This is a genomic window from Olleya aquimaris, from assembly GCF_003259525.1.
Lineage (GTDB): Bacteria > Bacteroidota > Bacteroidia > Flavobacteriales > Flavobacteriaceae > Olleya > Olleya aquimaris.
Genome location: NZ_QLLO01000001.1, coordinates 175431 through 190694 on the forward strand (window position 1 = coordinate 175431; position 15264 = coordinate 190694).

At 32.5% G+C, this 15264-nt stretch carries 14 protein-coding genes; 13 read left to right on the forward strand and 1 reads right to left on the reverse strand.

Features of this window, described 5'->3' with window-relative positions; genetic code table 11:
• Positions 1-39 precede the first annotated feature (39 nt).
• Genes LY08_RS00750 through LY08_RS00765 form a run of 4 tightly spaced genes read left to right on the forward strand, consistent with a single transcriptional unit; the run spans position 40 to position 5443 of the window.
• Entirely contained in the window at positions 40-1614 is a 1575-nt protein-coding gene (locus LY08_RS00750) for an SPOR domain-containing protein (RefSeq protein WP_111658522.1), read from the forward strand.
• Between the two features lie 16 nt (positions 1615-1630).
• On the forward strand, positions 1631-2818 hold the full coding sequence (locus LY08_RS00755; protein WP_111658523.1) for a phosphoglycerate kinase: 1188 nt from the start codon (positions 1631-1633) through the stop codon (positions 2816-2818).
• A gap of 39 nt (positions 2819-2857) precedes the next feature.
• The gene (locus LY08_RS00760) at positions 2858-4441 is read left to right on the forward strand and encodes a lytic transglycosylase domain-containing protein (protein WP_111658524.1); all 1584 of its coding nucleotides are present in this window, start codon (positions 2858-2860) and stop codon (positions 4439-4441) included.
• 24 nt (positions 4442-4465) lie between these two features.
• Complete coding sequence (locus LY08_RS00765; protein WP_111658525.1) at positions 4466-5443, forward strand: DUF4837 family protein; 978 nt, start codon at positions 4466-4468, stop codon at positions 5441-5443.
• A 63-nt stretch (positions 5444-5506) separates the two neighbouring features.
• Here LY08_RS00765 and tatA read toward each other — a convergent pair whose 3' ends face one another.
• Complete coding sequence (gene tatA / locus LY08_RS00770) at positions 5507-5686, reverse strand: twin-arginine translocase TatA/TatE family subunit (protein WP_111658526.1); 180 nt, start codon at positions 5684-5686, stop codon at positions 5507-5509.
• A 114-nt stretch (positions 5687-5800) separates the two neighbouring features.
• Here tatA and LY08_RS00775 point away from each other — a divergent pair, with 114 nt between their 5' ends.
• From LY08_RS00775 to LY08_RS00815, 9 genes are read left to right on the forward strand one after another with little or no spacing between them, the layout of a single operon-like run.
• Positions 5801-6670, forward strand: coding sequence for a M23 family metallopeptidase (locus LY08_RS00775; protein WP_111658527.1), 870 nt, complete (start codon positions 5801-5803; stop codon positions 6668-6670).
• Positions 6670-8172 (forward strand): GH3 auxin-responsive promoter family protein, encoded by a 1503-nt coding sequence (locus tag LY08_RS00780; protein WP_111658528.1) that lies wholly within the window; start codon positions 6670-6672, stop codon positions 8170-8172. Before LY08_RS00775 ends, LY08_RS00780 begins: the two co-directional genes overlap by 1 nt.
• Positions 8173-8210: 38 nt before the next feature.
• Positions 8211-9893, forward strand: coding sequence for a DUF6909 family protein (locus LY08_RS00785; RefSeq protein ID WP_111658529.1), 1683 nt, complete (start codon positions 8211-8213; stop codon positions 9891-9893).
• A 13-nt stretch (positions 9894-9906) separates the two neighbouring features.
• Positions 9907-10965: a GumC domain-containing protein gene (locus LY08_RS00790; protein ID WP_111658530.1), complete on the forward strand. Its 1059-nt coding sequence runs from the start codon at positions 9907-9909 to the stop codon at positions 10963-10965.
• Positions 10961-11971, forward strand: coding sequence for a dTDP-glucose 4,6-dehydratase (gene rfbB, locus LY08_RS00795; protein ID WP_211305911.1), 1011 nt, complete (start codon positions 10961-10963; stop codon positions 11969-11971). Before LY08_RS00790 ends, rfbB begins: the two co-directional genes overlap by 5 nt.
• The gene (gene rfbA / locus LY08_RS00800) at positions 11971-12837 is read left to right on the forward strand and encodes a glucose-1-phosphate thymidylyltransferase RfbA (protein ID WP_111658532.1); all 867 of its coding nucleotides are present in this window, start codon (positions 11971-11973) and stop codon (positions 12835-12837) included. Before rfbB ends, rfbA begins: the two co-directional genes overlap by 1 nt.
• A 1-nt stretch (position 12838) precedes the next feature.
• Positions 12839-13384 (forward strand): dTDP-4-dehydrorhamnose 3,5-epimerase, encoded by a 546-nt coding sequence (gene rfbC / locus LY08_RS00805; protein WP_111658533.1) that lies wholly within the window; start codon positions 12839-12841, stop codon positions 13382-13384.
• The gene (gene rfbD / locus LY08_RS00810; protein ID WP_111658534.1) at positions 13381-14238 is read left to right on the forward strand and encodes a dTDP-4-dehydrorhamnose reductase; all 858 of its coding nucleotides are present in this window, start codon (positions 13381-13383) and stop codon (positions 14236-14238) included. Before rfbC ends, rfbD begins: the two co-directional genes overlap by 4 nt.
• Positions 14238-15248 (forward strand): SDR family oxidoreductase, encoded by a 1011-nt coding sequence (locus LY08_RS00815; RefSeq protein WP_111658535.1) that lies wholly within the window; start codon positions 14238-14240, stop codon positions 15246-15248. The genes rfbD and LY08_RS00815 overlap by 1 nt, the downstream gene beginning before the upstream one ends.
• The last annotated feature ends 16 nt before the right edge of the window (positions 15249-15264 follow it).

Genomic DNA, 15264 nt, shown 5'->3' on the forward strand with positions numbered 1-15264 from the left:
CATATATTTGAAGTTTATAAACCGTTTTAATTTATTAAAATGAAAAGTGTAATATGTTTACTGTTTTCCCTTATAAGTTATAGCTACGTCATTGCTCAAGATTCAGAGTTAAAAGCTAACGCTTTTGGAGATGGAGTAGATTTTAAATCTCAAAACGAGTTTTATATTTTTGGTGATGTTGCAGTTATAGGTAATAATATTTTAAGTGAAGATATTAAAGATGCCTTTAACAACACTTTAGTTAATAATGACGACATCAAAATGCGCTACGTGGATATAGATAGCGATAAAGAAACATTTTGTTCTAGTCAAGCGACACTTAATTTACCTTCAGATTTTAAAAAAATTGCCTACGCAGGATTGTATTGGACAGCCACTTACGCTTACGAAAAAGGAACCCGTAAAGAACAAAAAGGAAATTATGACTATAGAGGTAATGGAGAGCGCTCTGAAGTTATTAACCAAATAAAATTTAAATTACCCAATCAAGACTATCAAGACATTACAGGGCAAGTCATTTATGACGGTTCAACAAATGTCACACATGCAATCAACTCTCCTTATGTATGTTATGCAGATGTTACAAAACTTTTAAAAGATGCAGAAACCATATCGGGTGATTATGTAGTTGCTAATGTAAAAGCTACGCAAGGTTATTTGTCTGGCGGAAGCGCTGCAGGATGGATGTTATATGTAGTGTATCAATCTCCAACAGACAACCCTAAATATATATCTACTTATCACGGTTTTGCTTTAGTTAATAAAGAAGAACCTTTAGATTTAAACTTTAAAAATTTTAAGTCAGTCGAACAAGGCGATGTTAAAACATCTGTTGTTTTATCAGCAATAGAAGGCGATGCTGCTCTGGAAGGCGACGAGTTTGCAATTATCAAACAACGTGACGGTAGTTTCCAATCGTTAAGTAATGGTGCGCGTTTTCAGCAAAACTTTTTTAACAGTTCTATTACTAACAATAGTATGAAGAACAGAGACAGATTACCTAATAGCGAGAACACTTTAGGATTTGATATTGCCAAACTAGACATTCCAAATTATAACAACTCAATCATCAGTAATAGTACCAGTGAAACTACATTGCGATTAAAAACACAATCAGACCGTTTTTACCTTTATTTTACTGCATTTCAAACAGAAATTGCTCAAACTTATTTTGATGATATCGTTCAAGAAAACAATCCAGATGCAAGCCAAAAAGCTAATGTGGCTCCAGAGATAGTTAGAGCGCAACCAGAAACAGATCCAAGTTTTGATACCAAAGAAAAACGTAAACCTTACCGCTATTTTAAAAGAGGCTTAAACTCTAATGCGTTTAATTACTTAAAAAATAAAAAATCGACTGCAATTGCAGGAATAGAAGGTGGTTATTACGTCGTCACAGGTGTTTTTGCAGAACCAGCAAGAGCAGGTAAATGGACATCAAGTCTAATAAAAAAAGGATACGAAGCTAATGCATTTATAAATCCAAAAAACAACTGGAATTACGTGTATTTATTAAGAAGCGACACACCAGAAGACGCTTTTAAATTAATGGAAGATTTAAAAACAAATTACAGATACAGAGACACTTGGGTTTTAAAAGCAAACCTTGACTAAACACACAATTTAATTAATGAAGACACTTAACGATTTTAATTTTAAAGACAAAAAAGCTTTAATACGCGTAGATTTTAACGTACCATTAGATGCAGATTTCAATGTTACAGATGCAACCAGAATACAAGCTGCAAAACCAACAATTATTAAAATTTTAGAAGATGGAGGAAGCTGTATTTTAATGTCGCATTTAGGCAGGCCAAAAGGCGTGCAAGAGGAGTTTTCGCTAAAACATATCGTTAATAAAGTTGAAGACATTATTGGTGTAGAGACTCAGTTTGTATCAGATTGTGTTGGACCAGAAGCAGAAAAAGCAGCTTCTAATTTAGAACCTGGTAAAATCTTGATTTTAGAAAACTTGCGTTTTTATGACGAAGAAACTAAAGGAGATACCGCTTTCGCGGAAAAATTGGCCAAACTAGGAGACATTTACGTTAACGATGCATTTGGTACTGCACATAGGGCACATGCATCTACAACAATAATTGCACAGTTTTTTCCAGAAAAAAAATGCTTTGGACATTTATTAGAGCAAGAAATAAAAAGTATTGATAAAGTAATGAAGACTGGTGAAAAACCAGTTTTAGCAGTGCTTGGAGGCGCAAAAGTGTCTTCAAAAATTACAATTATTGAAAATATTTTAGACAAAGTAGACCATCTAATCATAGGAGGCGGAATGACATTTACCTTTATAAAAGCTCAAGGAGGAAGTGTTGGAGACTCTATTTGTGAAGACGACAAAATGGACTTAGCATTAGATATTTTAAAACAAGCAAAAGCTAAAAATGTTCAAATACACTTACCAGTAGACGTATTAGCAGCAAATGCTTTTAGTAACGATGCAGATACTCAGGTTGTGGACGTTACTAAAATACCTGACGGTTGGCAAGGATTGGATGCAGGTCCAAAATCTAAAGCTATATTTCATGATGTGGTGATGAAATGTAAAACCATCCTTTGGAATGGTCCATTAGGCGTATTTGAAATGGAAAGCTTTGCAAACGGAACCATAGAGCTTGGTAACTCTATAGCAGAAGCAACCAAAAATGGTGCGTTTTCATTAGTAGGAGGAGGAGACTCTGTTGCAGCAGTAAAACAATTTGGTTTTGAAAATAAAGTAAGCTACGTCAGTACTGGTGGTGGAGCAATGCTAGAAAGTCTAGAGGGTAAAACGTTACCTGGTATTGCAGCTATTTTAGAATAATTTTAGGCTTTCTAACGTTATGCAATAAATAACAGATAAATGCAGCAAGTAAAAACACATATCGTTTTAGTTATATTATTATCAGTAAGCTTTTTTAGTTTAGCTCAAGACAATTCTAATACGCGATTATCTCAAGATCAATTAATAGAAGGAGAAGATTATGTTATTGACACTATTATTGATGGTCAAGCCTACTTTAAAAAATCTATAGAAGCGCTTCAATCGGCAGAATTACCAAAAGTACTACAAGATGATGTGTTAGCATCTAACATCGATAAAAAATGGCTGGAAGAGCTGTACAGCACAACTCTTTTTGACACTATTTATAGAGATGTGTCAGATTTAAAGTACAATGCGGTGTATTACCCAGAATTAACTACAGACACATTAAAAGCTAGGTTAGCACGCTTAAATGCTAAAACACCGTTTAATGTCGAATATAATCCTGCATTAGAAAGTGTTATCAAATCTTTTTTAAAAAATCGTCATCAATCTTTTGAGCGTCTCATGGGACTAAGTAATTACTACTTTCCAATGTTTGAACGTGAGTTAGACAATCAAGACATTCCGTTAGAAATGAAATATCTAGCAATTGTAGAATCTGCATTAAAACCTCGTGCTCGATCAAGAGTTGGTGCTACTGGTTTATGGCAATTTATGTTTGCTACAGGTAAACAATATGGATTGGATGTTAGTAGTTATGTGGACGAGCGTAGTGACCCAATTAAATCTACTAAAGCAGCTGCAACATATTTATCAAGATTGTACAAACTATTTGGTGATTGGGACTTAGCTTTAGCAGCATATAACTCTGGACCAGGAAACGTCAGCAAAGCTATTAGACGTTCTGGAGGTTACCAAAACTATTGGAATATTCGCCAAAACTTACCTCGAGAAACAGCAGGTTATGTACCAGCTTTTTTAGCAACAATGTATATTTTTGAATATGCAAAAGAACATGGATTTGTGCAACACAGACCAGAGTTTCATTTAATAGAAACAGATACCATCCACGTGAAACAAATGATAAGCTTAGATCAGGTGTCCGAATTTACAGGTGTAGAGATAGAAACACTTCAGTTTTTAAATCCAGCGTACAAATTAGACATCATTCCTTTTATTGAAGGTAAAAACTACACACTACGTTTACCAATAGAAATTGTTGGTGCATTTGTAAATAACGAAGACCAATTGTATGCCCATGCTAAAGCAGAATTTGAAAAGCGTGAAAAGCCACTACCTCAATTTTTTAACGCAGACACAAAAACACGATATACCGTTAAACAAGGTGATTATTTAGGAAAAATTGCCAGACAATATGGTGTTAGAGTGAGCCAGATTAAACAATGGAACGGATTGCGTAGCAATAATTTAAAAATTGGACAACGCCTAACCATTTACCCAAGAAACGGTGTAGCAGTAAACAAACCTACAGCTTCAGCATCAACCAAAAAAAGCACTAAACCTATAAATGGTGAAACTTACACCGTACAACAAGGCGATAGCTTATGGAGTATCTCCCAAAAATTTACTGGAGTTTCTGTTCAAAATATTAAAGATTGGAATGATATTAGTGGTACTAAATTAAAACCTGGAATGAAGTTAATAATCTCTAAAGGGTAAATAGTCACTTAAACTTTTTATAAAATGAAAAAACTAGCTGTATTAATTGTATTAGTAAGCACAATCTTATCGTGTGAAGAAAGTAAAAAATCAGACCAACGTATAGTACCAAAATCTTCAGGTAATCTTTATAACGTTAATGTTGTTGTCAATAACGATTTGTGGAGTGGTAAGGTTGGAGATGCCATAAGAGACGTGTTAACAACCACAGTACCAGGATTGCCTCAAGATGAGCCAATGTTTGACATTAATCAAATTCCTCCAAAAGTATTCTCTGGATTTGCAGCAAAAAACAGAACCGTTTTAAAAATAGAAACAGGTGATGAGGCAGGACTTAAAATTGGCACAGATGTGTTTGCAAGACCTCAAAAAGTCATTGTTATAAGAGGTAAAGACAACAATCAAATTGTTGAAACTTTAAAAGCAAATAAAGAAAAAATTCTAGAGACCTTTAAAAATCAAGAACTAGAAGCGCGTCAAGCATTAACCAATAAATCACTTCATGTTAATAATAACATCGAAAAAAAATTAGGAATAACTCTTAAGTTCCCTTCTGTTTACAGAATTGCAGAAGAAGATGGATCCTTTTTTTGGGTTAGAAAAAACCTAACCACAGGAACTAACAATTTTATGGTATATCAAATCCCTTTAGATGCAATTGATAAAGAGGGAGACATCATTCAACAAGTTATAAAAATTAGAGATAGTATAGGCGAAAAATACATTCCTGGTCCAATTGAGGGTTCTTATATGAAAACGGAAGAAGCGTACACACCTTTTTTATTCAATACTATTATTGATAATAAACCAGCCTATGAAGTTAGAAGTACTTGGGACATAAAAGACACCTTTAACGCTGGTCCATTCTTAAACTATATGGTAGAAGACAAAATTAACAACCGTTACGTTGTTATAGAAGGCTTCACCTTTGCACCTTCCGTAAGTAAACGTGACTATGTGTTTGAACTAGAGTCTATTATTAAATCGCTAAAAATTAAATAAAATAATCCATAAAAAAAACCCAATGCATCGCATTGGGTTTTTTATTATTTGTTAAACACGTAATTATTTTGTGTCCTCTTTTTTTTCTTCTTCTTTACTTGCGTCTTTAAACTCTTTAATTCCGCTACCTAGTCCACGCATTAATTCTGGGATTTTTTTCCCTCCAAAAAGTAGTAATACTAAAACGACTACTACAGCAATTTGCCAAGGTCCAATTGCTAAAAATATACTTGATGAAATCATAACTTTAAATTTAGACCACAAAGTTAATAATTAAACTTTAATAATAACGTTTAAATGCTAACTTTAGCATAAGGTTAAAATCTAACACATAATTTATTTACTTTTGTTTTTAATATGGCAAAAACAGAAAAAAAATCTAAAAAAATCAAGAAGAAACTGTTACACAGGTATCGTTTGGTGGTTCTAAATCAAGATACTTTTGAAGAACGGTTGTCGCTTAATTTGTCAAGGCTAAATGTATTTGTTTTAGGATCGTTATCTGCAATACTTTTAATTGTACTAACCACTATTCTAATAGCCTTTACGCCCTTAAAAGAATATATTCCAGGGTATTCTTCCACGTCATTAAAGAAACAAGCAGTTCAACTCAGTTTTAAAACAGATTCATTACAACGTGTTATTGATTTAAATGAAAAATATTTCGCCTCCATAAAGCAAGTCTTACAAGGCGAAGTCAGTACAGTTAATTTCAATAAAGATTCTATAATAGAGGCAGCAAAACTAGAAGCAAGTCAAGTAGATTTAAACCCAATAAAAGAAGATTCTATACTTCGTGAAAAAGTAGATAAAGAAGACAAGTATAACTTATTTGAAACAGCTACTTCCAGAGCAAATTTTGTGTTGTTCCCTCCAGCAAATGGTACAATTAGCGAAAATTACAACAGCAAAACAAAACATTACGCTGTAGATATTGTACTAGCAAAAGACACACCAATTAAGGCAACAGCAGACGGAACAGTAATTTTTGCTGAGTGGACAGCACAAACTGGACACGTTATAATAATTGAACACAGTTATGGACTAATATCGGTTTATAAACATAATGCCTCATTAACCAAAACTCAAGGTGATTTGGTAAAAGCAGGAGAGGTTATAGCCACATCAGGAAACACAGGAGAATTAAGCACAGGACCACATTTACATTTCGAGCTTTGGAGTGATGGCTATCCTGTAAACCCTACTAATTTTATAGATTTTAAATAATGCTTTCAATAAAATCAGCTTTAGCAAAACCCTTTGCCAAACGTGTCTATAAAAAGATTCAGAAATGGGCAAACAACCCAATTGAAACTCAGGACAAAGTATTTCAAAACTTAATAAGTGAAGCTGCTGGTACTGCATTTGGAAAAGACCACGATTTTATAAGCATCAATAACCACCAAGACTTTGTAAAACGTGTACCAATTAGAGATTATGAACAGCTCAAACCCTATGTAGATCGTGTTGTAGCTGGAGAGTCTGACGTGCTTTGGAAAGGTAAACCATTATATTTTGCTAAAACCTCTGGAACAACCTCTGGTGCTAAATATATTCCGTTAACCAAACAAAGTATGCCAACACATGTTAATGCTGCAAAAAATGCTATTTTGCTTTACATCCATGAAACTGGAAATTCAAAATTTGTAGACGGTAAAATGATTTTTCTTCAAGGTAGCCCGGTGTTAAAAGAGCAAAATGGAATACAATTAGGACGATTATCTGGAATTGTAGCGCATTTTGTACCAAAATACCTTCAAAAAAACAGAATGCCTTCATGGGAAACCAATTGTATTGAAGATTGGGAAACTAAAGTTGACGCTATAGTGGAAGAAACCTTGCCTGAAAACATGACTGTTATTTCTGGAATCCCATCTTGGGTACAAATGTATTTTGAAAAATTGCAGCAAAAAACAGGAAAAAAGGTTGGTGACATTTTTAAAAATTTCAACTTATTCATATTTGGTGGTGTTAACTACGAGCCCTACCGTGCAAAATTTGAGAACTTAATAGGCAGAAAAGTAGATAGTATCGAGCTGTATCCTGCTAGCGAAGGGTTTTTTGCATTTCAAGATAAACAAAACAAAAAGGGAATGTTGCTGCAGTTAGATTCTGGCATGTTTTACGAGTTTGTAAAAGCAGATACTTTTTTTGATGACAACCCAAAACGCCTTACCATAAAAGATGTTGAAGTAGGTGTCAATTACGTGATGATTATATCAACTAACGCAGGTTTATGGGCTTATAATATTGGCGATACAGTAATGTTTACTAGTACTAAACCTTACAGAATTATCGTTTCGGGACGTATCAAACATTTTATATCAGCATTTGGAGAGCACGTTATTGGTAAAGAAGTGGAGCAAGCCATGAAAGAAGCTACAAATAACTCTGAGGTAAGAATCAATGAGTTTACTGTTGCGCCACAAATAAACCCAGAGTCAGGATTACCTTATCACGAATGGTTTATAGAGTTTGAAAACGAACCAGAAAATATGTCCGCTTTAGCAAAAAAAATTGATGACTCCTTACAAAAACAGAATAGTTATTATCTAGATTTAATTGAAGGTAAAGTATTACAACCTTTAAAAATTAGTAAAATTGAAAAAAATGGCTTTCAGCAGTATATGAAATCTATAGGAAAATTGGGCGGTCAAAATAAAATACCAAGATTATCCAATGATAGGAAAATAGCTGACGCCTTAAAACCCTTTATTTTACTTAAATAATATTATATTTGTCAGTCAATACAGACCTAAACAATAGTATGATAAAACAACATGAAAGAACGAGAGCTCAAGAAAGCTCAAATGCAATTGAACGTATGTATATTACTATGCGTCACCTGTTTAACAGAGGGTTTTATAAACCTATGGGAGTATCTGGTGAAACACTTCGTGAAGCATTATTAGTATTAAGACCAGAAATTTATGGGTCTATAGCTGAAGAAAAAGCGGAATTAGAAGGATTACTTTATGTAATTGATAGACTTCCTCATGGTATAGAAGAGTGTCGTTTTATAAATTTAACAAGTGATGAAGGGTATAAAGACTCTCATTTTGAAGCTATAATTCCACCAAAAAGACGTCGTAATTGTTATCGTATAGATGACGAGCAAATGAATATTGAAATTACGCGTGGACGTTCAGAAATTTATGATATACTAACCCATTTAACGTTTTTATTTGTAGAATCTCATAAAATTAGTAAACGCGTAATTATTGACGAGAATGGCGCAACAACTAGAGATTGGCAAAAGCTAGAAAAAGCAGTATTATCAAAAAAGAAACTGACACAAAAAGAACGTGAAATAGCCATTACCCATACAGCAAATATCTTAGGACGAACATTTAAAGAATTATCTAATGTTTATGGTGCATTTGCTTTACAAAATAAACCAGAACGTTTACTACATATCGTATATTGGTTAGGTAAATTAGCTATTGATGAGGTAGTAAATAACAATAAAAGAACAGTAACCTTTAGCCCTGTTTTAAGAGAGCGTTTAGGACATCATATTCATGGAGAAATATGGGCAAATACCATAAAAGACACCTTAAAAAAACATAAGCTTTTAGATCGACCAATACATATTATTAGTGCAAATCTGCATAGTGTTATGAATACTCTTTTTGCACCTGTTGCGCTTAAAGCAGAGTGTGCAAAAACAGAGATTTTTAAAATATATGAAGCCCTAAGTAATAGCAATAATAAAGCACTACGCAATAAAGTGACTCAAAAAGCGTTACAGCAAGGAATGATCTTTATTGAAGATACTTCAGGAACCAACATAGATGTACAAATTTTTGATACCTCTAAAATAGATTTGACTAAAACCGACCTTAACTTACCAAAACCAAACAAAGACGCAGAAGCACCTGTGCTTTTTGTTATGGACTACGCTTTTGGTGAGCAAGCTTACGAAACAATAGACGAATTACTTAAACCTTTTAGAGAAGGAGACACAAAAACACACCTAAATGTAGAGTCCATTTCAATAATGGGTAAAGCAGGTATTTTAGAAGGCGGAAAAGGAGATATTATGATACCTTCAGCACATATATTTGAAGGCACAGCAGACAACTACCCTTTTAAAAACGAATTAAACAAAGCAGATTTAGAAGGAGAGGGTGTAGCGGTTTATGAAGGATCGATGATAACGGTTTTAGGGACATCCCTTCAAAATAAAGATATTTTAAAATTCTTTTTTAATTCAACTTGGAATGTTATTGGGTTAGAAATGGAAGGAGCACATTATCAAAAAGCAATCCAAGCAGCATCAAAAGTAAGAAGTAGCATCAATCCAAATGTTAAAGTACGATATGCTTACTATGCTAGTGATAATCCGCTTGAGACAGGTAGTACATTAGCGTCAGGAGGTTTAGGCACATCAGGTGTAAAACCAACGTATTTAATAACTAGAAAAATATTACAACAAATATTTAATTAACCATTATACTATTATGAGTAAAGAGCTACCCTCAAAACCAAGCAGTAATGAAGAAGTAGATTTAATTGTGTTCTTTAACTTAATTGGCGCAGCAATTACAAAAGTGCTTAATTTCTTTTATAAGATTATTAAAAGATTTTTCTCAGCTTTAATGTATGCTTTAAAAGCGCTATTTAAAAACTGGAAAATTGTACTTGGTATTATGTTTTTAGCTGCAATTGTAGGTTATGGATTAGAAAAAATCAAGCCCAATACCTATAGTACAAGTATGCTGGTTGAACCATATTTTAATTCAAAATATCAATTAGTAAACAACATAGATTATTTTAACGCCTTAATCAAAAATGAGGACAAAGAATCCTTAAAATCTATCTTTAAAGTAAATGATGAAATTCTGGATAAAATTATCGCATTTGAAATTGAACCAGGTCCAGAAACAGAAAATGATAGACTCTTACAATATGAAGATTTTATATCTAAATTAGATTCTGTTAGAGCTCAGCAATACTCGTATGAAGATTTTATAGAAAATAGAAGTGTTTATTCTGGAAGATATTTTTTAATAAAGGCATATGCTTCAAAACCCAACATATTTAAAGATTTAGAAGAGGGTATTTTAAGTTCTTTTGTTAATAATTACTCTAATAAAGCAATGAAAAGGCGTGATGAGTTATTAAAAGTTCAAAAAGAAAATTTAGAAGAGCAATTAAGACAAGTTAAAGAACTTCAGAAAGTATATATTGACGTAATCGAAAAAGAATCAGATAATAAACAAAATAGTCTTAAAGTAGGTGATATATCTATTTCTGGCAGTGATAAACAAAACACTAAAGAATACGAGTTGTTACGTGAAGAACAACGAATAAGAAACGAGCTTAAACAATTAGAAGAAAAAAAGATTGAAGAAGACGTTATTTTTGAAGTGATTTCAAGCTTTCAAGAAGTTGGAAATGTATCAAGAACATGGAAAGATAGATACATGATTATCTTCCCATTACTGTCATTTGTTTTATTGGTACTTTATTTTATAGCTAAAAAAGTAATCACATTTACTTTAAATTATGAAGATTAAAACCATTTTGGTTACAGGAGGAGCCGGATTTATAGGATCTAACTTTGTACCCTATTTTTTAAAAGAATACCCTAACACACATTTAGTTAATTTAGATAAATTGACTTATGCGGGTGATTTAACTAATCTTAAAGACGTTGAAAACCTTCCAAATTACACTTTTGTAAAAGGAGATATTTGTGACAGAAAATTGTTAGAAAATCTGTTTGATAAACATAATTTTGATGGTGTAATTCATTTTGCTGCAGAATCACATGTCGATAATTCTATAACTAATCCTGGAGCTTTTATAGACACCAATATAACAGGAACATTTAATTTAATAGATGTAGCAAAAAAGCATTGGATGGATGCTCCTTTTAAAGTTAAAACAGGTTGCGAAAATAATAGGTTTCATCACATCTCTACAGATGAGGTTTATGGTACCTTAGGTGAAACAGGATTGTTTACAGAGGACACACATTATGCTCCAAACAGTCCATATAGCGCCTCAAAAGCAGCTTCAGACTTTGTGGTTAGAAGTTATTTCCATACTTATGGAATGAATGTAGTCACAACTAACTGTTCCAACAATTATGGACCAAAACAACACAACGAAAAACTAATTCCAACTATAATTAGAAAGGCAATTTCTGGAGAAAATATTCCAATTTACGGAGATGGAAAAAATATTAGAGACTGGTTATATGTTTTAGATCATTGTAAAGGTATTGGCTTAGTATATAAAACAGGAAAAGCTGGAGAAACCTACAATATTGGAGGTAGAAACGAACGTAATAATTTATATATAGTAGATACTATTTGCTCTATTTTAGACGATATTAAGCCAGCGTCAAGGTCTTATAAGGAACAAATCACTTTTGTTAAGGACAGACCTGGACATGATTTTAGATATGCAATTGATGCTTCAAAAATTGAAAATGAGTTGGGCTGGAAAGCAGACGAAAATTTCGAGTCTGGTATCCGCAAAACCATTGATTGGTATTTAGATAAATACAATAGCTAATGAAAGGAATTATACTAGCAGGAGGATCTGGAACACGACTTCATCCATTAACAAAAGTATTGAGTAAACAATTAATGCCTATCTATGATAAGCCAATGATTTACTATCCTTTGTCGACATTAATGCATGCTGGGATTAGAGAAATATTAATTATCTCTACACCAGAACACCTTCCTCTATTTAAACAATTACTGGGTGATGGTGCTCATTTAGGTTGTAATTTTCAATATGCAGTACAAGAGGCTCCTAATGGATTAGCAGAAGCGTTTATTATAGGTGCAGATTTTGTTGGAAAAGATAAAGTAGCTTTAATTTTAGGGGATAATATTTTTTATGGTACAGGACTTTCAGACCTTTTAAAAGCCAATAACAATCCAGATGGTGGTATTGTTTATGCATATCATGTTACAGATCCAGAGCGTTATGGAGTTGTAAATTTTGATAGTAATGGTAAAGCACTTTCAATAGAAGAAAAACCTGAAAAGCCTAAATCTAATTACGCTGTACCTGGTATATATTTTTATGACAATAATGTTATAGATATAGCTAAAAACATCAAACCAAGCCACAGAGGAGAGCTAGAAATAACTGATGTAAATAAGGAATATCTTAAACAAGGTAAATTACAAGTTTCTATATTAGATAAAGGAACCGCTTGGTTGGATACAGGTACATTTAATTCGCTAATGCAAGCGTCTCAATTTGTTCAAGTTATAGAAGAGCGTCAAGGATTAAAAATAGGCGCAATAGAAGAGGCAGCCTATAGTAGCGGGTTTATTACAAAACAACAATTAATAGATTTAGCGACACCACTATTAAAAAGTGGCTATGGAGAGCATTTAATTAGCTTAGTTAACCAAGATTAAAATGGAAGCAATAGAAACCATTTTAAAAGATTGCTACGTCCTAGAACCAAACGTTTTTGGAGACGAAAGAGGATATTTTTTAGAAAGCTATAACAAAAAACAATTTGATGCATTAATTGGAAAAGAGGTCAACTTTATACAAGACAACGAATCTTTTTCTAGTCAAGGCGTTCTTAGAGGTTTGCATTTTCAAAGTGGAGAACATGCACAAGCAAAACTTGTAAGAGTCACTCAAGGAAAAGTATTAGATGTTGCTGTAGATTTACGCACAAACTCACCATCTTTTTTAAAACATATAAGTGTAGAATTATCTTCAGAAAACAAAAAGCAACTATTTGTACCTAGAGGTTTTGCGCACGGTTTTATAGTTTTAAGTGAGACAGCTGTATTTAATTACAAAGTAGATAATTGGTATAACAAAGCCTCAGAAGGAGGTATTATTTATAACGATAAAACGTTAAATATAGATTGGGTTTTAGATAAAGAGCTATTAACTATTTCAGAAAAAGATAAAGTTTTACCTACTGTAAAAGAACTGTTTGAATGAAAAAAATTCTGGTAACTGGAGCTAATGGACAACTAGGACTATGCCTTAAAGAACAATCTAACGATTTTAACACGTTAGATTTTGTGTTTTTAGACAGCCAACAATTAGATATTACCAATCCTGAACAAATAGAATTAGTATTTAATATACACAAGGCAGATTATTGTATAAATTGCGCTGCTTATACTGCAGTAGATCTTGCAGAGGACAATAAAGACTTAGCCTACAATATAAACACATTAGGAGCTAAACAATTAGCTGAAGCATGCAAAAAACACAAAGTGACCTTAATCCATATATCAACAGATTTTGTTTTTGATGGTAATAATAGTATCCCATATAAAGAAAGTGATAAAACTAATCCGTTAGGTGTCTATGGTTTTACAAAACTTGAGGGAGAAAAAGAAATAATTACTATTTTAAAACAGCATTATATAATCAGAACATCCTGGCTATATTCTAAATACAAGTCTAACTTTGTAAAAACAATGTTAAACTTATCGATTGATAGAGATGAGTTAAATGTAGTTAATGATCAAAAAGGAACACCTACTAATGCATTAGATTTAGCAGAAGCATTAATTAAAATCGTAAAATTAGACAATTCTAAATACGGTATTTATCATTACAGTAACTTAGGAGAGGCTACTTGGTACGAGTTTGCTAAAACTATTTTTGAATTAACTAAAACTAATATTAAAGTTAATCCAGTAACATCAGATGCTTTTAAAACAAAAGCTAAAAGACCAAAATATAGTGTTATGGATAAAACAAAAGTTAGCATAGCGTTTAAATTAAACATTCCTAAATGGAAATCAAGCTTAAAAACAACATTAAATTCTATTAACTATTAATGTATACTCATCAATATCATACAAAGGAATTATCAAATCTCTCTTTTTTAGTTACAGGAGGTTCTGGATTTATTGGTTCTAATATTGTAGAATATTTATTGAAGTATAATGCTAAAAAAATAGTTGTTATGGATAATATTTCTACTGGAAATATACAAAACATAGAACCTTTTTTAGGTTCACCAAAAGTTACATTTATTAAAGGTAATATAGAAGATTTAAAAACGTGTAAAATAGCAATGGAAGATGTAGATTATGTTTTACATCAAGCCGCTTTAGGTTCTGTACCAAGATCAATAAACAACCCAATAGCAACAAATAACACAAACATTACAGGGTTTTTAAATATACTGGTAGCAGCTAAAGAAAGCAATACAGTAAAACGAGTTGTTTATGCAGCATCTTCTAGCACTTATGGGGACAGTCCTTCATTACCAAAAAAAGAAGATAAAATAGGAAAACCCCTTTCACCTTATGCTGTTACTAAATATGTAAACGAATTGTATGCTGATGTGTTTTATAAAACTTATGGATTAGAAACCATAGGCTTAAGGTATTTTAATGTGTTTGGCCCAAAACAAGACCCAAATGGTGCTTATGCTGCTGTAATCCCAAAATTTATTGGGCAAATGTTGAAAAATGAAAATTTAACAATAAACGGAGATGGCTTACATTCCAGAGACTTCACTTTTGTGGAAAATGTTGTACAAGCTAATATTAAGGCTGCACTAACAACTAATTCTGGTGCTGTAAATCAGGTGTTTAATGTTGCTTGTGCAGAAAACATTAATCTGAATCAACTAACAGACCACATCAAAAAAAGCCTTTCAGATTTAAATATTAAAACTCAAAGTCAGATTTTTTACGGTCCATCTAGAAAAGGGGATGTCAAACATTCATTAGCAGATATTAATAAAGCAACTAATCTTTTAGAATATTTACCTAAATTTAAATTTAACGATGCCATACATATAACTACTAGATGGTTTGTTAATAATGCTACTAAATAATAAAGCGCCATACAAT